The 20882-nt window shown below is 71.2% G+C and carries 18 protein-coding genes; 6 read left to right on the plus strand and 12 right to left on the minus strand.

Going from position 1 to position 20882, the window contains the following annotated elements:
* Positions 1 to 44: 44 nt before the first annotated feature.
* The 8 genes from ACIQWG_RS31400 to ACIQWG_RS31435 all read right to left on the minus strand — a co-directional run bounded on the left by ACIQWG_RS31400 (position 45) and on the right by ACIQWG_RS31435 (position 7321).
* A complete protein-coding gene (locus ACIQWG_RS31400) occupies positions 45 to 836 on the minus strand; it encodes an SDR family NAD(P)-dependent oxidoreductase (RefSeq protein WP_404101797.1) in 792 nt (263 codons plus the stop codon).
* 64 nt (positions 837 to 900) lie between these two features.
* Complete coding sequence (pcaD, locus tag ACIQWG_RS31405; protein ID WP_404101798.1) at positions 901 to 2019, minus strand: 3-oxoadipate enol-lactonase; 1119 nt, start codon at positions 2017 to 2019, stop codon at positions 901 to 903.
* The gene (pcaB, locus tag ACIQWG_RS31410; protein WP_404101799.1) at positions 2016 to 3305 is read right to left on the minus strand and encodes a 3-carboxy-cis,cis-muconate cycloisomerase; all 1290 of its coding nucleotides are present in this window, start codon (positions 3303 to 3305) and stop codon (positions 2016 to 2018) included. The genes pcaD and pcaB overlap by 4 nt, the downstream gene beginning before the upstream one ends.
* Positions 3302 to 3907, minus strand: coding sequence for a protocatechuate 3,4-dioxygenase subunit alpha (gene pcaG, locus ACIQWG_RS31415; protein WP_404101801.1), 606 nt, complete (start codon positions 3905 to 3907; stop codon positions 3302 to 3304). Before pcaG ends, pcaB begins: the two co-directional genes overlap by 4 nt.
* 6 nt (positions 3908 to 3913) lie before the next feature.
* Positions 3914 to 4687 carry a protocatechuate 3,4-dioxygenase subunit beta gene (gene pcaH / locus ACIQWG_RS31420; protein WP_404101803.1) on the minus strand — a complete coding sequence of 258 codons (774 nt, stop codon included), beginning with the start codon at positions 4685 to 4687 and terminating at the stop codon, positions 3914 to 3916.
* Between the two features lie 8 nt (positions 4688 to 4695).
* The gene (locus ACIQWG_RS31425; RefSeq protein ID WP_404101805.1) at positions 4696 to 5898 is read right to left on the minus strand and encodes a thiolase family protein; all 1203 of its coding nucleotides are present in this window, start codon (positions 5896 to 5898) and stop codon (positions 4696 to 4698) included.
* Positions 5895 to 6539 carry a CoA transferase subunit B gene (locus tag ACIQWG_RS31430; protein ID WP_404101806.1) on the minus strand — a complete coding sequence of 215 codons (645 nt, stop codon included), beginning with the start codon at positions 6537 to 6539 and terminating at the stop codon, positions 5895 to 5897. Before ACIQWG_RS31430 ends, ACIQWG_RS31425 begins: the two co-directional genes overlap by 4 nt.
* The gene (locus ACIQWG_RS31435) at positions 6539 to 7321 is read right to left on the minus strand and encodes a CoA transferase subunit A (protein ID WP_404101808.1); all 783 of its coding nucleotides are present in this window, start codon (positions 7319 to 7321) and stop codon (positions 6539 to 6541) included. Before ACIQWG_RS31435 ends, ACIQWG_RS31430 begins: the two co-directional genes overlap by 1 nt.
* Positions 7322 to 7531: 210 nt before the next feature.
* Between ACIQWG_RS31435 and ACIQWG_RS31440 the strand changes: the two genes are divergently transcribed.
* Positions 7532 to 7996 (plus strand): MarR family winged helix-turn-helix transcriptional regulator, encoded by a 465-nt coding sequence (locus ACIQWG_RS31440; RefSeq protein ID WP_404101810.1) that lies wholly within the window; start codon positions 7532 to 7534, stop codon positions 7994 to 7996.
* Positions 7997 to 8017: 21 nt separating this feature from the next.
* On the opposite strand, the gene ACIQWG_RS31445 is transcribed toward ACIQWG_RS31440, so the two are convergent.
* Positions 8018 to 8965, minus strand: coding sequence for a DUF3048 domain-containing protein (locus ACIQWG_RS31445; RefSeq protein ID WP_404101851.1), 948 nt, complete (start codon positions 8963 to 8965; stop codon positions 8018 to 8020).
* 318 nt (positions 8966 to 9283) lie between these two features.
* Between ACIQWG_RS31445 and ACIQWG_RS31450 the strand changes: the two genes are divergently transcribed.
* Entirely contained in the window at positions 9284 to 10474 is a 1191-nt protein-coding gene (locus ACIQWG_RS31450; RefSeq protein WP_404101812.1) for a zinc-dependent alcohol dehydrogenase, read from the plus strand.
* Between the two features lie 13 nt (positions 10475 to 10487).
* Here ACIQWG_RS31450 and ACIQWG_RS31455 read toward each other — a convergent pair whose 3' ends face one another.
* Positions 10488 to 11558 (minus strand): ATP-dependent DNA ligase, encoded by a 1071-nt coding sequence (locus tag ACIQWG_RS31455; protein ID WP_404101813.1) that lies wholly within the window; start codon positions 11556 to 11558, stop codon positions 10488 to 10490.
* Positions 11559 to 11632: 74 nt separating this feature from the next.
* Between ACIQWG_RS31455 and ligD the strand changes: the two genes are divergently transcribed.
* On the plus strand, positions 11633 to 12718 hold the full coding sequence (gene ligD / locus ACIQWG_RS31460) for a non-homologous end-joining DNA ligase (protein WP_404101815.1): 1086 nt from the start codon (positions 11633 to 11635) through the stop codon (positions 12716 to 12718).
* Here ligD and ACIQWG_RS31465 read toward each other — a convergent pair.
* Complete coding sequence (locus ACIQWG_RS31465) at positions 12705 to 14897, minus strand: OmpL47-type beta-barrel domain-containing protein (protein ID WP_404101852.1); 2193 nt, start codon at positions 14895 to 14897, stop codon at positions 12705 to 12707. The genes ligD and ACIQWG_RS31465 overlap by 14 nt on opposite strands.
* Positions 14898 to 14911: 14 nt before the next feature.
* Positions 14912 to 17389 (minus strand): ThuA domain-containing protein, encoded by a 2478-nt coding sequence (locus tag ACIQWG_RS31470; RefSeq protein WP_404101816.1) that lies wholly within the window; start codon positions 17387 to 17389, stop codon positions 14912 to 14914.
* A gap of 178 nt (positions 17390 to 17567) precedes the next feature.
* Between ACIQWG_RS31470 and ACIQWG_RS31475 the strand changes: the two genes are divergently transcribed.
* The 3 genes from ACIQWG_RS31475 to ACIQWG_RS31485 all read left to right on the plus strand — a co-directional run bounded on the left by ACIQWG_RS31475 (position 17568) and on the right by ACIQWG_RS31485 (position 20791).
* Complete coding sequence (locus ACIQWG_RS31475; protein WP_404101818.1) at positions 17568 to 18569, plus strand: multicopper oxidase domain-containing protein; 1002 nt, start codon at positions 17568 to 17570, stop codon at positions 18567 to 18569.
* Positions 18570 to 18583: 14 nt separating this feature from the next.
* Positions 18584 to 19519: an ornithine cyclodeaminase family protein gene (locus ACIQWG_RS31480; protein ID WP_404101820.1), complete on the plus strand. Its 936-nt coding sequence runs from the start codon at positions 18584 to 18586 to the stop codon at positions 19517 to 19519.
* A gap of 234 nt (positions 19520 to 19753) precedes the next feature.
* The gene (locus ACIQWG_RS31485) at positions 19754 to 20791 is read left to right on the plus strand and encodes a LacI family DNA-binding transcriptional regulator (RefSeq protein WP_404101822.1); all 1038 of its coding nucleotides are present in this window, start codon (positions 19754 to 19756) and stop codon (positions 20789 to 20791) included.
* Positions 20792 to 20882: the final 91 nt, after the last annotated feature.

A 20882-nucleotide genomic window follows, 5' to 3' on the forward strand; every position in this document is an offset into this window, starting at 1 on the left:
GCTCACTCAGGGTTCTCTCCCGGCTGCGGGGCCCTTCGGACGCCTCAGAGCTTCAGGAGTTGATCCGTGACCGCCGCCAGCCGCTCCCGCACCCCGGGGTCGTACGTCCCCTCGTGTGCCCGAGCCCTGGACGTCCCGTCGAAGTAGCCGCCCGTCCCCATGTCCCGGGTGGCGAGGGCCAGGACGCCCGGCGCGCCGTCGGCGACCGTGTTCCAGGGCGAGACACCGCCCTCGCGGACCATCCCCGTGTCCATGTAGGTCGCCGGGTGCAGCACGTTGACCGAGACGCCGGTGCCCTCCAGCTCCTCCGCGAGGGTGAACGTATGGGCGGCGAGCGCGAACTTGCTGCGCCAGTACGCCCGTCGGCCGTCGTAGCCGCGGGTCAGCTCGGGGTCGTCGAGGTCGAGGGGCTCCTGGCCCGCCGAGCCGACGTTCACGATCCGGGCGGGCGCGTTGGCGCGGAGCACGGGAAGCAGGTCGCGGGTCAGCACGACCGGCGCCAGATAGTTGACCGCCAGCCGCAGTTCATGACCGTCGGCGCTGACCTCACGGCCCGCGCCGGGCGCCCCGAAACCCACCCCCGCGTTGTTGATCAGCACGTCGAGCTCGGGATGCTCCCCGGCGACATGCGCCGCCAGCTGCCGGACCTGCCCCAGCGAGGCCAGGTCCGCCACGAAGGCGTCGGCCTCGCCCTCGGCCCGCAGCTCGGCCACGAGCCGCTCCGTACGGCCCGCGTCCCGTCCGTGCGCGAGCACCCGGTGCCCGGCGCGGACCAGCTCGAAGGCGAGGTGGCGGCCGAGCCCCGAGGTGGTGCCGGTGATCAGAATGGTCGACATGCCCCCACCGTAGGCACGGGACGGCGGCATCTGCGAGGTGCCGCCGGTGCTACGACCCGCAGGGTCACCCTTCCTCTTCCGCGAGGACGCGCTGAGCCGTCGCGAACGCCGAGTTCGCCGCCGGAACACCGCAGTACACGGCCGTCTGGAGCAGCACGGCGCCGATCTCCTCCGGCGTCAGCCCGTTGCGCCGAGCCGCCCGGACATGCATGGCCAGTTCGTCGTAGTGGCCGTGCGCGACCAGCGCCGTCAGGGTGATCATGCTGCGCTCGCGGCGGCTGAGCGTCGGATCGGTCCAGATCTCACCCCAGGCGTAGCGCGAGATGAAGTCCTGGAAGCGTGCCGTGAACGCGGTCTGCCGGGCCTGCGCCCGGTCCACGTGCGTGTCGCCCAGTACCTCGCGCCGGACCTCCATGCCCCTTTTGGCGCCGCCACCGAGATGGGCCCGCAGAGCCGTGAGCACGGCCTGCGGACACTGCGCCGGCGCCAGGTGCGAGGCCCCCGGGATCTCGACGAGGGCGGCACCCGGCACGGCGTCCGCGATCTCCCGCAGATGGGCCGGCGGTGTCGCGGGGTCCTGGCGGCCGGCGATCAGCAGCGTCCGTGCGCTGATCTCCGGCAGCCGGTCACGCAGGTCGAAGGCGGCGAGCGCGTCACAGCAGGCGGCGTAGGCACCGGGATCGGCGTCCCGGTGGTCCTGGACCAGTTCCGGCACGGTGAACCCGGACGTGAACCAGCGGGCGGGCGCGTTCTCGGCGAGTTCCGCGAGCCCTTCGCGCCGCACCAGTGCGGCCCGCTCCTCCCATGGCTTCGACCCGTTGAAGTGCGCCGACGCACAGATCACGGCCAGGGAATCGACCCGCTCCGGGTGATGCACGGCGAGATGCAGCCCCACCGCACCGCCGAGCGAGACACCCGCGTAGGCGAACCGTTCGATGCCGAGCGAGTCGGCGAGCGCGAGCACCAGGCCGGCGAGGTCACCGACCGTCGCGCCGGCCCCGATGAGACCGGCGGCCGAACCGCCGTGCCCCGGCAGTTCCCAGCGGACCACCCGATGGGTGACCGACAGCTCGGGCGCGACCCTGTCCCACAGGGCGGACGAGGTGCCGAGCGAGGGCCCGAGCAGCAGTGGCGGAGCCGAAGTGGGTCCTTCGGCGCGGTGGTCGAGGAGTGGGTGCGTCAACGTCGCTCCAGAGCGCGGTCGGTGAGGGTTCCGGCGGAGCCGGTGTAGTGGGTGGGATCGAGGTCGACGTCCGCCAGCTCCGGTGCCTCGGCGAGCGGACGGCCCTCGGCCGCCAGCCGGGTGAGCAGTTCCTTGGCGCGGGCCCGGCCCAGCACCGGGGCCAGCTCGGCGGACAGCCGCTCCGAGACGATCAACCCCTGGGTGAGATCGAGGTGTTCACGCATGACGTCGGCCCTCACCCGGAGACCCTCGGCCAGCTCCACGGCGTCCCGCGCGGCCCCGCCGACCAGCCGCAGCAGCTCCCGCAGCGGCTCCCATTCGGCGTGCCAGGCCCCGGCGGGCCGCTCGTCCTCCGCCGCCAGCGACCCGTAGAGCGTGGCCGCGAGCTGAGGTGCCCGCCGCGCGGCGGAGGCGATCAGGGTGGACCGTACCGGGTTCGACTTGTGCGGCATGGCGGACGAGCCCCCGCCACTGCCCTCCACGACCTCCGCGATCTCCGTGCGGGACAGCGTGAGGACGTCCACCGCGACCTTGCCGAGCGCGCCCGCCGTGAAGGCCAGGCACCCGGCGAGATCCGCGACCGGGGTGCGCAGTGTGTGCCAGGGCAGATCGGGTGCCCGGAGGCCGAGTTCGTGCGCGTACGCCGCCGGAAGTCCGGTCGGATCGCCGGCGCCGTACGCCCCGAAGGCGGCCAACGTCCCGGCCGCGCCGCCGAGTTGGGCGGGCAGGGCGTCCCGTACGGCCCTCACCCGGTCCCGTGCGTCGAGCACCAGCGCCCGCCAGCCCGCCGCCTTCAGCCCGAACGTCGTCGGCACGGCGTGCTGGGTGAGCGTCCGCCCCGGCATCGCGGTGTCCCGGTGTGCGGCGGCCGTCCGGGACAGGGCCTGTTCGGTGCGGCCGAGGTCGGCGAGCACCAGGTCGAGGGTGCGCGCGGCGACCAGCATCGTCGCCGTGTCCATGATGTCCTGGCTGGTCGCGCCCCGGTGGACGTACGGGCCGTACGCGTCGCCGACCGCCGTCGTCAGATCGGCGACCAGAGGGATGACCGGGTTGCCGCCGGCCCGTGCCCGCTCGGCGAGGGACCGTACGTCGAAGCGGTCGGCGACCGCCGCCCCGGTCACCGCCGACGCGGCCTCGGCCGGGGCGAGGGCCAGGGCGGACTGGGCCCGGGTGAGGGCGGCCTCGGCGTCGAGCAGGGCCTGGAGGTAGGCCGTGTCGCCGGTCGCGGAGGCGGCGGGGGAGCCCGTCCACCCCGGGGCGAGCAGGCCGGAATCGGCAGAAGTCACTGGAACTCCAGGAAGACCGTTTCGCCTTCGCCCTGAAGGCGGATGTCGAAACGGTATGTGCCCCGACCCTGCTCCGCGGCGATCAACGTGCCGCGTCGCGTCTCGTCCAGCTGGGCCAGCAGTGGATCGGCGGCCAGCGCCGCGTCGTCGCCCGGCAGATAGATCCGGGTGTACAGGTGCACCAGCAGCCCGCGCGCGAACACGCACACGCTGAGGTACGGCGCGCTCCGCCCGCGCGCCCCGGGCCGCAGCGTCCGCGCGGTCCAGTGGCCGTTCGCGTCCGTCTGGATCCGGCCCCAGCCGGTGAACTCCACGCCGTTGCGGCCCAGGAAGCCGCCGCTCGCCGGGTCGCGCCGCATCGAGCCGTCGGCCTGCGGGACATTGCCGTCCGGGTCCGGGCCCCACAGCTCCACGAAGGCGTCCGGGAGCGGGGCGCCCTCGCCGTCGAGCACGTATCCCTGGAGGGCGATCGTGTCCGGGTGGCCGAGCGGCGCGATGTCGCCGCCCCCGGGGAAGGGCAGCGCGTGGCCGTAGAACGGGCCCACCGTGTGCGAAGGAGTGGGGAGAACGGTCTCCGGACGGCTCGGGTCGATCTTCGTCATCGCGGCTCAGCGCCCTTCTTCGATCCAGGTGGCGTTCGGCCCGTCCAGCACGATGTCCCAGCGGTAGCCCATAGAGAACTCCGGCACCGACAGACCGTGGTCGTACGTCGCGACCAGCCGCCGGCGCGCCGAGTCGTCCGTCACCGACTGGATGATCGGGTCGTACGGGAACAGCGGATCGCTCGGGAAGTACATCTGCGTCACCAGCCGCTGGGTGAACGCCGTCCCGAACAAGGAGAAGTGGATGTGGGCCGGCCGCCAGGCGTTGACGTGCTGGCGCCACGGGTACGGGCCCGGCTGGACGGTGGTGAAGCGGTAGCAGCCGCTGTCGTCGGTCAGGGTGCGGCCGACGCCGGTGAAGTTCGGGTCGAGCGGGGCGTCGTGCTGCTCGCGCTGGTGCGCGTAGCGGCCGGCCGAGTTCGCCTGCCAGATCTCGATCAGCTGACCGCGCAGGGGGCGGCCGTCGCGGTCGAGGAGCCGGCCCTCGACGGTGATGCGCTCACCGATCGGCTCACCGGTGTGCTGCCGGGTGAGGTCGTTGTCGATCTCGGTGATGTCGCGCTCGCCGAAGGCGGGGGAGTGCAGCTCCACCAGTTCCGGGTCCTTGCTGACGTCGATCGTGATCGGCGGTTGCTTGGGGTGACGCAGGACCGAGGAGCGGTACGGGGCGTAGTCGCGTCGGGGGTGGTGCTCGACCGGGGCGCCTTCGGCGACGCGCTTCTCGTACGCCTCGTGCTCCGCGGCGATCTCGAGGTCGATGTCGTGCTGCGTGAGACTCATGGGGATTCCTAGCGTTCGAGGACGAGGGCGAGGCCCTGGCCGACGCCGATGCAGAGGGTGGCGACGCCGATTCCGCCGCCCTTGCGTGCCAGCTGGTGGGCGACCGTGCCGGCGAGGCGGGCCCCGGAGGCGCCCAGCGGGTGGCCGAGGGCGATCGCGCCGCCCTGCGGGTTGAGGATCGCCGGGTCGAACTCGGGCCACTCGGCCACACACCCCAGCACCTGGGCGGCGAAGGCCTCGTTGAGTTCGAGCACGTCCAGGTCGGCGAATCGCTTGCCGGCCTTGGCCAGCGCCCGGTTGACGGCCTCGACCGGGGCCAGGCCGAAGTAGTGCGGGTCGACGGCACAGACACCGGTGGCGGAGATCCGGGCGAGGGGCTCGCGGCCGGTGGCCTTCAGGCCCTCCTCGTCGGTCAGCAGCAGGGCGGCGGCTCCGTCGTTGAGCGGGGAGGCGTTGCCCGCGGTCACGGTGCCCCCGGAGGTGCGGAACGACGGCTTGAGCTTCGCCATCGCCTCCAGCGAGGCGTCCGGCCGTACGCACTCGTCGGCGCTGAAGACGACCGGGTCGCCCTTGCGCCGCGGAACCGGCACGGCGGCGAGCTCGGCGTCGAACAGCCCGGCCCGCTGGGCCGCGGCGGCCTTCCGGTGGGAGGCCAGCGCGTACTCGTCCTGCTGCTCCCGGCCGATCTTGTGCTTCTCGGCGATCAGCTCCGCCGACTCACCCAGCGGGACGGTCCACTGCGGCTCCATCCTCGGGTTGACCATGCGCCAGCCCAGCGTGGTGGAGTACAGCTCCGCGTGGCCGGCCGGGAACGGCTTGTCGGACTTGGGCAGCACATACGGCGCCCGCGTCATCGACTCCACTCCGCCCGCCACGGCGATGGAGGCGTCCCCGACGGCGATGGCCCGGGCCGCCTGGATCACCGCTTCGAGGCCGGAGGCGCACAGCCGGTTGACCGTCACGCCGGGCACGGAGGTGGGCAGCCCGGCGAGCAGGGCTGCCATGCGGCCGACGTTGCGGTTCTCCTCGCCGGCGCCGTTGGCGTTGCCGAAGTAGACGTCCTCGATCCGGGACGGGTCCAGGTCGGGCGTACGGCCGGTCAGTTCGCGCAGGGCGTGGGCGGCCAGGTCGTCCGGGCGCACGCTCGCGAGGGAGCCGTTGTAGCGGCCGACCGGGGTGCGGACCGCGTCGACGAGATAGACGGTCTTCACAGCAGGCCCTCCGCGACGGTGAGTTTGGCGTCGGTCTTGGCGAGGATCTCGTCGACGCCCACACCGGGTGCCGCCTCGACGAGCACCAGCCCGTCCTCGGTGACGTCCAGGACGCCGAGGTCGGTGATGATCCGGTTCACACACGCCTTGCCCGTCAGCGGCAGGGCGCACTCGGTGAGGATCTTCGGCGAGCCGTCCTTGGCGGTGTGGGTCATGACGACGATGACCGTGCGGGCCCCGTGCACCAGGTCCATCGCCCCGCCTATCCCGGTGATCATCTTGCCGGGGATCGCCCAGTTCGCCAGGTCACCGTTCTCGGACACCTGCATCGCGCCGAGCACGGCGACATCGATGTGGCCGCCCCGAATCATCGAGAACGACAGCGCCGAGTCGAAGAAGGACGCGCCCGGCAGCACCGTGACGGTCTCCTTGCCCGCGTTGATCAGATCCGGGTCGACCTGGTCCTCGGTCGGGTAGGGGCCGGTGCCCAGGATGCCGTTCTCGGACTCCAGGATCACCTCCACGCCCTCGGGCAGGTAGTTCGGGATCAGGGTGGGCAGCCCGATGCCGAGATTGACGTACTGACCGTCCTGAAGCTCGTGCGCCGCCCGCGCGGCCATCTCCTCGCGTGTCCACGCCATCAGTTGCTCACCGTCCCTCGGGCCGCGGGCGCGGAGATCGTGCGCTGCTCGATGCCCTTGTCCGCCGCCTGCTCGGGGGTCAGCGCGAGCACCCGCTGCACGAAGATCCCCGGCAGATGCACCGCGTCCGGATCGATCTCGCCGGGCTCCACGAGTTCCTCCACCTCGGCGATCGTCACCCGCCCGGCCATCGCGGCCAGCGGATTGAAGTTCCGGGAGGACTTGTTGAACACCAGGTTCCCGTGCCGGTCGCCCTTCGCGGCGCGCACCAGCGCGAAGTCGGTCCGGATGCCGCGCTCCAGCACGTACTCCGTGCCGTCGAACTCCCGCACCTCCTTCGGCGGCGAGGCCAGCGCGACCCCGCCGGAGCCGTCGTAGCGCCACGGCAGCCCGCCCTCGGCGACCTGGGTACCCACCCCGGCCGGGGTGTAGAACGCGGGGATCCCGGCGCCTCCGGCCCGCAGCCGCTCGGCCAGCGTGCCCTGCGGGATCATCTCGACCTCCAGCTCCCCGGACAGGTACTGGCGGGCGAACTCCTTGTTCGCGCCGATGTAGGAGCCGGTCACCCGGCCGATCCGCCCCGCCGACAGCAGGACCGCCAGCCCGGACTCCATCGCCCCGCAGTTGTTCGAGACGACCGCCAGGGCGGACACACCCCGCTCGTACAGCGCCTGGATCAGTACGTTCGGCACACCGCTCAGCCCGAAGCCACCCACCGCGAGCGACGCGCCGTCGCCCACATCGGCCACCGCCTCCAGGGCCGTGGCGACCACTTTGTCCATCCGAGAAGCCCCATCTCTTCCGAGCCCCCAGCGCCCGAATTAGTCAGGGCACTGATTATTTCCGCGAGGTTCCCCTCACGCTGCCATCGGACCGGGAAGCCGTCAAGGCCTCAACGATTGTGAGCCTTGCCGGGCCGCTCGCACCGGGGACAGTCACATCAAGGCCAGGTATTGTTCAGTGCACCGACGAAAACAAACAGGGGAGTGCGGATGGCCGCCGTGGACCTCACCACCCACCCCGGGCACCTGGCCCGGCGGCTCCAGCAGGCGCACTACCTGCTGTGGAACGCCATGGTCTCCGAGGAGATCACCTCGCCCCAGTTCGCCGTCCTGAACACGCTCGTCGCCGAGCCGGGGCTGGACCAGCGGACGGTGGGGGAGCGGGTGGGGCTCGACCGGTCCACCATCGCCGAGGTGATCAGCCGGCTCGGCCGCCGCGGGCTGCTGGACAAGGTCCGCGACCCTCAGGACGGCCGCCGTTTCCTGCTGCGCCTCACCGACGAGGGGGCGCGCACCCACAAGAAGCTGACCGTGCGCACGGCCCGGATGAACCAGGTCTTCCTGGCCCCGCTCTCCGCCGAGGAGCAGACGCTGTTCTTCGAGCTGATCCGGCGGGTCGCGGACGCGGCCGAGGGGCTGCGCAACCCTGCGGAGCCCCTCGTCACACAGCCCTGACCCGTCCGGCGCCCGGGGTGCTCAGGACGCGTTCGCGAACACCACCCACACCTGGCCGTGCTGGAAGTTCATCCGCTTGCCGTCCTTGGTCGTGAACGTCGTGCCGTCCTTGGTCTTCGGGCGCTTCCACTTGACGTCGTAGACCCGGCCGTCGCGCAGCACCCGCGCCTTCCCCGAGCCCACCGTCTCGGTGTACGGCGTGTGGTGGCCGAGCTTGTCGTGGTAGTCGGACTTGCGCACCTTCACGTACTGCACGACGACCGTGCCGGCCATGACCCGCTTGCCGTCCGTCGTGCCGGCGGCCTTGCCGTCCATGGCGACCAGCCAGCGGTTGCGGCTCTTCGACCAGGTGAAGGTGTAGGCGGCCGCCGAGTAGCGCACCGTCTGCGAGGCCGTGGCCTTGCCGCCGGCCGGGGCGGCGCCGAAGCGGAAGCCGGTGGTCAGGACGGACGTGCCCGGCGCCTTGGGCATCAGCCGGTGGGGCCGCAGATAGAGGTTGTGCGGCGAGGTCCGGGCCTTGCCGCGGAAGTACGCGTCGGACCCCTTGCCGGGCGGCGCCGCCTCCAGCGGTGCCCCGTCGATCAGCGGCCTGAGCTTGCTCTGGGCGCCCGAGAAGGCGAGCACCGGCCGGTCGAACTGGCCCAGCAGCTCCAGGTCGGTCTCGCGGGCGCTGCGCACCGGCCCGACGACCTTGGGCAGCTTCTGCGCGTACACCGCCATCAGCCGGCTGAGGCCGCCCTCGACCTGCTCGACGTACACGATGTCCGCCTCGTTCAGGCCCGTGTGGGGCCGGGCGGCGCGGGCGTTGTCGATCTTCACGGCGAGTGCCGCGGGGCTCTTCGCCCGGCTCTCGCCGTCACCCGTCGCCGTGGAGCGCTCCTGGCCCCGGCCGTCGTCGCGCGGGCTGTCGGAGGTCGTGCATCCGGCGGCCAGGGAGGCCGCCAGCGCGGCGGCCAGCAGCCCCGTCATGGTCGTGGCGCGTCTTGAGCGCGCCGCTCGTCGTCTGCTCACCGTCGTCACCCGAACCCACCCGTCCCGTTCATGTCATCAATTGTGCGCTTATCCGGCTTATCCGGTCATCTGTGGCCTACCCGATCGCGCGCCGAGCTCCTCGCGAATCCGCCGATCGGCCCTGGCACGGACCACCGGGTCGGCGGATGCACGAGCACCGCCGCCCCCCCGGGCGGGCACGGCCCACGGGCCCGCGCGGTTCGGCGTAGGGACGCGGGGGTACCCGGGCGGCCACCGTACGAGCGCCGGCGCACGCGAGCGGAGGGAGCGCGGACGATGAGGGCAGTGACCTGGCAGGGCAAGCGGGACGTACGGGTGGAGAACGTGCCCGATCCACGGATCGAGGAGCCGACGGACGCGGTCATCCGCATCACGTCCAGCGGACTGTGCGGCTCCGACCTGCACCTCTACGAGGTGCTCACCCCGTTCATGACGCCGGGGGACATCCTCGGCCATGAACCGATGGGCATCGTCGAGGAGGTCGGCGCGGCGGTGCCGGACCTCCAGGCGGGGGACCGGGTCGTGGTGCCGTTCCAGATCGCCTGCGGCAGCTGCTGGATGTGCCTGACCGGCCTGCCGACCCAGTGCGAGACCACCCAGGTCACCGGCGAGGGCATGGGCGCCGCCCTGTTCGGCTACACCCGGCTGTACGGCGCCGTGCCGGGCGCCCAGGCCGAGTATCTGCGCGTCCCGCAGGCGCAGTTCGGGCCGATCAAGGTCCCGGAGGGGCCGCCGGACGACCGGTTCGTCTACCTCTCCGACGTGCTGCCCACCGCCTGGCAGGCGGTCCGCTACGCCGAGATCCCGCAGGGCGGCAGCGTCGCGGTGCTCGGCCTCGGGCCCATCGGCGACATGGCCTGCCGCATCGCCCAGGCCACGGGCGCCGGGGCGGTGTTCGGCGTGGACCTGGTGCCCGAACGGCTGCGGCGCGCCCGCGAGCGGGGCGTCGAGACCTTCGACCTGCGCGGCTTCGACGACGAGAAGGAACTCGTCGAGGCCATCCGCGACCGGACCGACGGCCGCGGCCCCGACGCCGTGATCGACGCGGTCGGCACCGAGGCCCACGGCAGCGCCGCCGCCCGGCTGGCCCAGAACGCCTCGGCGCTGCTGCCCCGCAAGCTGAGCGGCCCGCTCGCCGAGCGCTTCAGCATCGACCGGCTGGCCGCCCTGTACACCGCGATCGACCTCGTGCGGCGCGGCGGCACGATCTCGCTGTCCGGCGTGTACGGCGGCACCGCGGACCCGATCCCGCTGCTCACCCTCTTCGACAAGCAGATCCAGATCCGGATGGGCCAGGCCAATGTGCGCCGCTGGAGCGATGACATCCTGCCCTACCTGACGGACGAGGACCCGCTCGGCGTCGACGACTTCGCCACGCACCGGGTGCCGCTCGACGACGCCCCGCACGCCTACGAGATCTTCCAGCGGAAGCAGGACGGCGCGGTCAAGGTGCTGATGAAGCCGTGAGCCGTGCCGCCCCTCAGGCCTGCGGGGCGAAGATCTCCGCGAGGTCGTAGCGCACCGGCTCCTCCAGCTGCGCATAGGTGCAGCTTTCGGGCGTGCGGTCCGGGCGCCAGCGGCGGAACCGGGCCGTGTGCCGGAAACGGGCGCCGTTCTCCATGTGGTCGTACGCCACCTCGGCCACCAGCTCCGGCCGGAGCGGCACCCAGGACAGGTCCTTCTTGCCCGACCAGCGGCTCGGCGCCCCCGGCAGCCGGGCCGACTCGTGGGCCGCCTCGTCCGACCAGGCCGCCCACGGATGCCCCGCGACGTCCGCCATGCGCAACGGCTCCAGCTCCTCCACCAGCTCCGCGCGCCGCTTCATCGAGAACGCGGCCGACACGCCCACATGTTGCAGGGCGCCGCGGTCGTCGTACAGACCGAGCAGCAGGGAGCCGACGACCGGTCCGCTCTTGTGCAGCCGGTACCCGGCGACGACCACGTCCGCCGTCCGCTCGTGCTTGATCTTGAACATGGCACGCTCGTCCTGGAGGTAGCGCAGGGTCAGCGGCTTGGCGATCACACCGTCGAGCCCGGCCCCCTCGTACTGCTCGAACCATCCCTGGGCCGTCTCGACGTCGGTCGTCGCCGGCGCCACGTGCACCGGGGCCGTCACCCCGGACAGCGCCATGGTGAGCGTCGCCCGCCGGTCCGCAAGCGGGGTCTGCAACAGCGACTCGTCGGCCAGCGCCAGCACGTCGAAGGCCACGAACGACGCCGGGGTCCGCTCGGCCAGCATCCGCACCCGGGAGTCCGCCGGGTGGATGCGCTCGGTCAGCGCGTCGAAGTCCAGCCGCCCCTCCCGCGCGATGACGATCTCCCCGTCCAGCACACACCGCTCGGGCAACCGCTCCTTCAGCCCCGCGACCAGCTCAGGAAAGTACCTGTTCAGCGGCTTACCGGTACGACTGCCCAACTCGACCTCGTCCCCGTCACGGAACACGATCGCGCGAAACCCGTCCCACTTCGCCTCGTACTGCATGCCCGGCGGAATCTTCGCCACCGACTTGGCGAGCATCGGCTTCACGGGCGGCATCACCGGCAGGTCCATGCTCCGATTCTGCTCGAACAAGGCTGCCGCCGCCCGGTGTGCGACGAAGGCACCGTGCACTTACCGTGGCTCGCATGGGTGAAGCGGTGGAGTTGGAGTCGGGCGGGCGCACCGTACGGCTGTCCAATCCGGGGAAGATCTTCTTTCCGGAGCGCGGCTTCACGAAGCTGGACCTCGCCCGGTACTACATCGCTGTGGGCCCCGGCATCCTGCGGGCCCTGCGCAACCGGCCCACCACCCTGGAGCGCTACCCCGACGGCGTGACCGGCGAGTGGTTCTACCAGAAGCGGGCGCCCAAGAACATGCCCGACTGGATCCCCACCGCCCACATCACCTTCCCCAGCGGCCGCAGCGCCGACGAGATGTGCCCCACCGAGGAGGCCGCCGTCCTGTGGGCCGCGCAGTACGGCACGCTCACCTTCCACCCCTGGCCGGTCCGCCGTGACGACGTCGACCACCCCGACGAACTGCGCATCGACCTCGACCCGCAGCCGGGCACCGACTTCGACGACGCCGTCCGCGCCGCCCACGAACTGCGCGCCGTCCTCGACGAGTTCGGCGGACTGCGCGGCTGGCCGAAGACCTCCGGCGGCCGGGGCCTGCACGTCTTCGTGCCGATCGAGCCGCGCTGGACGTTCACCCAGGTCCGGCGCGCCGCCATCGCGGTCGGCCGGGAGCTGGAGCGCCGGATGCCGGACCACGTGACGATCAAGTGGTGGAAGGAGGAGCGGGGCGAGCGCATCTTCGTCGACTACAACCAGACGGCCCGCGACCGGACCATCGCCTCCGCCTACTCCGTACGGCCCCGCCCGCACGCCCCGGTCTCCGCGCCGCTGCGCTGGGACGAGGTCGGCGTCGCCCATCCCCAGGACTTCGACATCACGACGATGCCCGCGCGCTTCGCCGAACTCGGCGATGTGCACGCGGACATGGACGACCACCGCTTCTCCCTCGAAGCGCTGCTGGAACTCGCCAACAAGGACGAGCGTGAGCACGGACTCGGCGACCTGCCGTACCCGCCCGAGTACCCGAAGATGCCGGGCGAGCCGAAGCGGGTCCAGCCGAGCCGGGCCAAGAAGGCGGCGCCTCCCAAGGACAAGCCCAGGGACAAGTCCAAGGGGAAGTCCGAGGAGACGCCGCCGGAACCTACAGCTCCTTGATCCGGATGTCGCGGTACGAGACCACGTCCGTCGTGCCGTGCACCTGGAGCCCGACGTAGCCGGAGGCGAACCGCCGCCCGTCTGTGCCCGGGTCGTCCGAGCGGGGCGGGACGAAGTCCTGGCCGCCGATGTTGTCGAACTCGTTGATCAGCACACCGTTGCGGTACACCGAGTAGTGCTGGTCGACCACACGGATCTCGTAGTCGTTCCACGTGCCCTTCTGGGTGACACCGGCGCCCGCGAGCCCCACCCGGTCGAAGCCGTAGACCGAGCCGGTCTTGTACATGTCGCCGTCAGGACGGTCGAGCACCTGCACCTCGTGCCCGTACTTGATGGCGACCCACTCCGGCCGTGACTCCTCGGGGTGGTCGTGCACCCACGGGAAGCGGACGAACACCCCGGAGTTGGCGTTGCCGGTGCCCGGAGCGTCGTCACGCCACTGGAGCTTGAGCGAGAAGTCGCCGTACTTGCGCTCGGGGAACCACAGCATGCCCAGTCCGGCCTTGGTCGTCCCGGACGTGATCGAGCCGTCGCCGTTCGGCGCGAACGAACCACCGCCCACCTGCTGCCACTTGGCGAAGGACTCCGCGCTGCCGTCCAGGATCGTGCGATAGCCCTCGGTCTGGCCGGGCTTGCCGATCCCGGACTGCCGGGCGGCCTTGCGCACGGCGTCGTACTCGCGCTGGTCGACCACCCCGTCCTTCAGCAGCTGGTCCAGGACGGTCTTCACATGCTTGAGGAACAGCGCCTGGGACGTCCACTCCCTCTCGTCCTCGATCAGCTCGTTGATCCGGCACCGGCGGTCGGTGAGCCGGTTCGGGACGCCCGAGTCGACCGTGCCCACGATCACCGTCAACCGCTCGTCGAACTCCGGGCAGTTGGGGGCCGGAACCTGGCCGGACACCACGGTGAAGGTCACCGTGCGGGCCGCCGCGGTGTTGCCCGCCTTGTCCGTGGCCCGGTAGGCGAGGGTGTGGGTACCCGCGCGGTCCACGACGACCGGGGCGGTGTACGCCAGGTACGGTCCGCCGTCGATCGAGTACTCGATCCGGTCGACGCCCGAGCCGTGGTGCTCGTCGGTCGCCGAGACGGTCACCTTCGCGTTGCCGACGTACGCCCCCGACGAGTTCTTCGTGCCCTCGACGGTCACCCCGGTCACCGGCGGTGTCGTGTCCGGCTCGGGCGTCGCCACCACCGTGAACTGCACGTTCTTCTCGGCGGCCACATTGCCCGCCTTGTCGGTGGCCCGGTAGCGCACCGTATGGCTGCCGGCCTCGTGCACCATCACCGGCGCGGTGTACGGCTGCCAGGCGCCCGAGCCGATCGCGTACTCGATGGTGTTGACGCCGGAACCGGTGTCGGAGGCGGAGACGGTGACGGTCGCCATGTCGATGTACGCGCCGTCGGGATTCTGCTCACCACTGACGGCCGCCGAGGTCTCCGGCGGCGTCCTGTCGTCCGTCGGCGGTGCGACGACCGTGAACGTGATGTTCTTCTCCGCCGACACGTTCCCCGCCTTGTCGAAGGCGCGGTAGCGGATCTTGTGGTCGCCGACCTGGTCCACGACGACCGGGGTGGTGTACGGCGTCCAGGCGCCCGCGTCGCCGACCGCGTACTCGACCCGGTCGACCCCGGAGCCGCCCTCCTCGTCGGTGGCGTGCAGGGCCACGCTCGCCGAACCGACGTACTGCCCCTGCGCGTTCTGCGTCCCGCTGACATGCGCGGACGCCTCCGGCGCGGTGGTGTCCTCGCCGCTGCCCTCGGTCACCACCAGGATGCCCTGCATCTGCCCGTGACCGGGGATCGTGCAGTAGTAGCGGTAGCGGCCGGGGGTGAGCGTGACCTCGGCGGTGTGCTTGCCGCCCTGGTCGTCGTTCGGGTTGGCGAGGATGTTCAGCTGGACGTCGTTGTTGTACTCCGGGTCGGAGGTGTCGAACGTCAGCGTGTGCGGCATCCCGGTGGTGTTGCCGGTCGCCGTGCTGTTCTCGAAGACGATCGTCGTCGCGCCCGCCACGGCCGTCGCGGGCGCCGATCCGTACTTCGTGATGTCGTCGCCGGCGGTCCAGGTGAGGACCTGTGCGGCTGCCGCCGCCTCCGGCTGCGCCTGCGGCTGTCCGGTCGCGGGCAGTGCCTGAAGTCCCAGCACCACCAGCAGCGCGGCCAACAGGGCCGCCCACATTCTTCGTTGCCGTGTCACTGCGCCCCCCTCGCCAGCTGGTCGGCGGCCGGCGTCGGGCCGCCGCCCGTGTAGGTGACCCGCCACAGCGCCGACTTCGCGTCCGAGGTGAAGAAGCCCCGGCCGTAGTCGAGCACGTACAGCGCGCCGTCCGGACCGAACTTCCAGTCCATGAGGTTCTTGATGCCGTCGTTGCCGATCGGCACGATCTTCTTCAGCGACTCCGAGTGCACCGGCAGACCACCGTCACCGTGCGTCTTCGGGTCGGTGAGCACCGCGTTGCGCGGCTGGTCGGCGTCGTAGAAGTCACCGACGAACCACTTGCCGTCCCAGTAGGCCGGCCACTTGGTCCCACTGGTGCTCGCCGCGTCGTACCGGTAGACCGGCCCGTTCATCGCGGCCTGACCGCCGCCCTTGAGCCACGGCAGCCCGTAGGTGGCCTCCTCCTGCTTGTACGACGGCACGCCGTTCGCGTCGCGCGGGAAGTCCGGGGCGCCGCCCTGGGGCGAGTACCAGATGTTGTTGCCGGTGACCGGCGGCAGGTTGACGAGACCGTCGTTGTTCGGCGACTCGTTCTTCGGGTGGTCGCAGTCGTACCAGCCCAGCGGCTTGCTCGGATCCGGCAGATTGCGGTCCCGGTAGGGCTGCTTGTTGCCCATGCAGTACGGCCAGCCCCGGTTGCTCGCCTTGGTGATGACGGCGAACGTGTCGTACTTGGCCGGACCCCAGGTCGTCGAGGGAGCGCCCGCGTCGGGGCCGACCCAGCCCGCGTACAGGATGTCCGTCTGCCGGTCGACGGAGATCCGCGCCGGGTTCCTGACGCCCATCACATAGATCTCGCCGCGTGTCTTTCCACCGCCCTCGTCGGTCTCCCTGCCGGTGAAGAGATTGCCCTCCGGGAGCGTGTACGTCCCGTCCGGCTCCGGGTGGATGCGCAGGATCTTGCCGTTGAGGTTGTTGGTGTTGCCGGCGGTGCGGCGCGCGTCGGCGAAGGAGACGCCCTTGTAGTTGGGCTCGGGGTTGTTGCCCGAGTAACCCCCGCTGAAGCCACTGGAGTTGTTGTCACCGGTCGCGATGTACAGGTTGCCCTTGGAGTCCCAGGCCATCCCGCCGCCCGCGTGACAGCAACTGTGCACCTGCACCGGCCACTTGAGCAGCACCTTCTCACTGCCCAGGTCCAGCTTGTTCGTCGCCGGGTCGAGCGTGAAGCGGGAGACGCGCCGCTCGGCCATCTGCTTGTCGCGGTCGAGCTGAGAGTGCGGGGTGTAGTGCAGATACACCCAGCCGTTGTCCTCGAAGCGCGGATCGAGCTCGATGCCGAGAAGCCCCTCCTCGACCTTGATCAGCTCGTCGCCGCCGCCCTTGTTGCCGAACACCGTGAGCGCACCGGCCAGGGTGACCTTCCTGGTCTTCGGGTCGTAGACGTGGATCTCGCCCTTGCCCTTGCCGATGTCGGGGTTGTTCCAGTCGGTGATCACCGGCTGGGAGGAGTCGGCCCCACCCCTGCCGATGTACAGCACTCGGCCGTCGGGGGCGGTGACCAGGCCGTGCGGTTCGCCGATCTGGTCGTTCTGGCCCGGCTGGTTGGCCTGAGTGAGGCGTTCGGCCTTGTAGTTGCCGTTGATGGTGGCCTTGCAGTCGGCCTGGACGAGCCGGGTGGTCCACAGCAGGGCGCCGCGCAGATGCGCGCGGAAGTCCGTCTCGTCGTACGACGACACCGTGCCGCCCATGCCGGTGTAGAAGGAACGTCCACCGTCGTAGTCACGGCACCAACTCACCGGATGGTCCCAGCCGTTGGCGCCGGTGCCCGGCTGATACGAAGCCTCCCGGACCCGGGCGACCGTATGGACGCCACCCGAGGGGTTCTTCGCCCAGTTCAGCCACTTGTCCGGCCGCTTCCACTGCAACGGCAGCCCCTTGGTCGCCGGGTGCAGCCGGTCGCCGACCTCCACCACGGCCCGCTGCGCCGAGGTCGGTCCGCCGGCCGCGGGGCGGGCGCCGACGAGGCCGGTGAACCAGTCCGAGTACGGCTCGGCGCGGGCCGCGTCATGGACGCCGACGAAACCGCCGCCCGCCTCCATGTAGGCCTCCAGGCCGACCTCCTGCTCGGGATCCAGGACGTCCCCGCCGCCGGTGAGGAACACGATCGAGTTGAAACGGCCCAGCCTGGTCTCATTGGTGAACACCGACGCGTCATCGGTGGCCTCGACCTTGAAACGCTGGTCGGCCGGGCCCGTCAGGCCGATCTGCTCGATCGCCTCGATCCCGGCGTTCACCACGGGCGACTCGTCGCCGTCCGCAGCGGACCCGTAGAAGATGAGCACCCGTACATTCGCGCCGCCCGGAGGCGACTTGATGGACATCGTTGTCAGGGGTGGTTCCGGGACCGGGCGCGCGTCGGCCGCCGGAGCCGACATCAGTCCGGCGGCGACGATCCCGGCGGTCACAGTGGCCACCCAGGTCTGTCTCTTTGTGCTCAACCCTCGTAAGCGCATGGGCACCTCCACGGTCACAGCAACAGCGACAAGGAAGCTAGACCCCTTTGCATGACACGCCAATACCTATGACCGAACCGGGCCGAACTTTGTCCTGAGTGTGGATAAACGAGGGAGTGGCCGGTACCGTCTCAGCGGTTCATCCCCGTAAATTCCGTACCGCCGTGGGGAGTTCGACATGGGCAGACGCAGCTACGACCGACGCAGCTTCAACAGACATGTACTGCTGGGCGGCGCGACCGTCGCGACATCGTTGTCGCTGGGATCGGTACCCCAGGCCGCGGGCGCCGACACACCGGTGCGAACAGCCCCGGCCGGCGGCGAGGTCAGACACCTCAAGCTGTATGCCGAGAAGCTGGCCGACGGGCAGATGGGCTACGGCTTCGAGAAGGGCAAGGCGACGATTCCGGGCCCGCTGATCGAGCTCAACGAGGGCGACACCGCGCACATCGAGTTCGAGAACACCATGGACATACCGGTGAGCCTGCATGTCCACGGCCTCGACTACGAGATCACCAGCGACGGCACCAAGCTCAACAAGAGCGACGTCGAACCCGGCGGCACCCGCACCTACACCTGGCGCACGCACGCCCCGGGCCGGCGCAAGGACGGCACCTGGCGGGCGGGCAGCGCCGGTTACTGGCACTACCACGACCATGTCGTCGGCACCGAGCACGGCACGGGCGGCATCCGCAAGGGCCTGTACGGGCCGGTGATCGTGCGGCGCAAGGGCGACATCCTCCCCGACGCGACCCACACCATCGTCTTCAACGACATGCTCATCAACAACAAGCCCGCGCACAGCGGCCCCAACTTCGAGGCCACCGTGGGCGATCGCGTCGAGTTCGTGATGATCACGCACGGCGAGTACTACCACACCTTCCATATGCACGGTCACCGCTGGGCGGACAACCGCACGGGCATGCTCACCGGCCCCGACGACCCCAGCCAGGTCATCGACAACAAGATCGTGGGCCCGGCGGACTCGTTCGGCTTCCAGGTGATCGCGGGGGAGGGGGTCGGAGCGGGCGCGTGGATGTACCACTGCCATGTCCAGAGCCATTCCGACATGGGCATGGTGGGGCTGTTCCTGGTGAAGAAGACGGACGGCACGATTCCCGGGTACGAGCCGCACGACCACGGCCATGAGCCGGCCTCGGGCACCGCGCACCAGCACTGACGGATCATGGATGCGTGACTCTTGTTCTGACGCGAAGTGATCTGGAAGCGGTACTGACCCCGAAGGCCTGCCTGGAACTGCTGCGGGACGGCTTCGTGCGCGCGCGGGACGCGGCGGTGGCGGGGCAACGTGTGCGGACCGATCTGCCCTTCCCCGGCACCGCCACCGCGCTGATCCCGGGCGTGCTGCCGGGCATCGAGGCGTACACGGTGAAGGTCAACGCCAAGTTCCCCGGCGCCCGTCCCGCGCTGCGCGGGGTGATCTGTCTGCACAGCGGACACGACGGGGAACTGCTGGCCCTGCTGGACTCGGCCACCGTGACGGCGTGGCGCACGGGACTGGCGGCGGCGCTGGGCACGCACGTCCTCGCCGGCCCGGGTGACATCCTCGGCGTCATCGGGGCCGGCGCCCAGGCCGAGCTGATGGTGCGCGGGCTGGCGGAGCTGCGGACGTACCGCGAGCTGGTCGTCCAGGACACCGACCCCGAGCGGGCCGCCGCGTTCGCCTCCCGGCACGGCGGCCGGGTGGTGACCTCCGCGCAGGAGGCCGCGGCCACCGCCGACACCGTACTGCTGGCCACCTGGGCGCGGGAGCCGCTGCTACGGCTGTCCGACACCCGCGACGGCCATCACTTCACGAGCCTGGGAGCGGACGAACCCGGCAAGCAGGAACTGTCCGCCGATCTGCTGCGGGCCGCGCTGCTGGTCGTGGACGACCGTGAACTCGCCGCCGGCATGGGGGCCCTGGCGGCGGCCGGCCTTCCGGCGGCAGCCGCCGACGCCACGCTGGGCGATGTGCTGCGCGGCGAGCGTGCCGGGCGGGCGGGCGCCGGGGATCGCACCGTGTACGCGCCGGTCGGGCTGCCGTGGCAGGACCTGGCGTTGAGCTGGGCGGCTTATCGGGCGGCGGAGCGGGAGGGAGTGGGGCGGCAGGTGGATCTGCTGGCGTGAGGGGTGTGCTCCGTCCGGGAACGGTCGGGCAGGTGTGTGCGCCGGGAGTGCGGCACGGTGTGTGTGCCGGTCGGGGTGGCGGGGTTGCGTGGGTGCGGGCGGGGCTGCGGGGCTGCGGGGTCGGCCCGATGCGGCGCGGGTACGCGTCGGCGGCGGACGGGTGCGAGAGCGCTCTCACCTCCGGTTCCGTCGAGGGCTATCCTGATCCGCAACCTTTCGACGAGGAGCCGCGCAGTGACCGACACCGCCCCGCGTCCCACCCTGGAAGCCGTGGCCGCACGGGCCGGGGTCTCGCGGGCCACCGTGTCGCGGGTGGTCAACGGCGGGGACGGGGTGCGCGAACCGCTCGTCGAACGGGTGCAAAAGGCGGTGGAGGAACTCGGGTACGTGCCCAACCAGGCCGCCCGCAGCCTGGTGACCCGGCGCCATGACGCCATCGCCGTCGTCGTCGCCGAACCGGAGACGCGCGTCTTCGCCGACCCTTTCTTCGCCCTGCAACTGCGCGGAATCAGCAAGGAGTTGACCGCCCACGACAACCAGCTGGTGCTGCTGCTCACCGAGGGCCGCGACGACCACGCGCGCGTCGGCCGCTACCTCGCCGGCGGGCATGTCGACGGGGCGCTCGTCTTCTCGCTGCACCTCGACGACCCGCTGCCCGGACTGATCCAGCGCGCCGGAGTGCCCACGGTGTTCGGCGGGCGGCCCGGCTGGAGCGGCGACCGGCGGGGCGTCGTGTACGTCGACGTGGACAACCGCGGCGGTGCCCGGGACGCCGTACGGCATCTCACCGGCCTCGGCCGCACCCGCATCGCGCACATCGCCGGCGCCCTCGACCAGACCTCCGCGGTGGACCGGCTCGACGGGTTCCGGGACGTCATGGTCGACGCCGATCCACGGCTGATCGTCGAGGGTGACTTCACGCCAGCCGGAGGGGAGCGGGCCATGCGGGAACTGCTCGCGCGCTGCCCGGACCTCGACGCGGTGTTCGCCGCCAACGATCTCACCGCCGCGGGCGCCCTGCGGGTGCTGCGGGAGGCCGGACGGCGCGTGCCCGACGATGTCGCGGTGGTCGGCTTCGACGACATGCTTCCGGTGGCGGAACAGACCGATCCGCCGCTCACGACGATCCGTCAGGACATCGAGGAGATGGGCCGGTTGATGGCCCGACTGCTGCTACGGGGCGTGGAGCGAGGCGCCGCCGAGCAGGGCATCGGCGGGGCGCCGTCCAGTGTGGTGCTGCCGACCACACTGGTACGGCGGGCGTCCGCCTAGGGCCTGTCGTTTGGATCAGGTCGGCTGAGAGGGACTGCGCCTGTCGGCCGAGCCGAGCGGGGTCTGGTGCGTGCAGCTGCAAGGCGGAGGA

Source organism: Streptomyces sp. NPDC098781, from assembly GCF_044759995.1.
GTDB lineage: Bacteria > Actinomycetota > Actinomycetes > Streptomycetales > Streptomycetaceae > Streptomyces.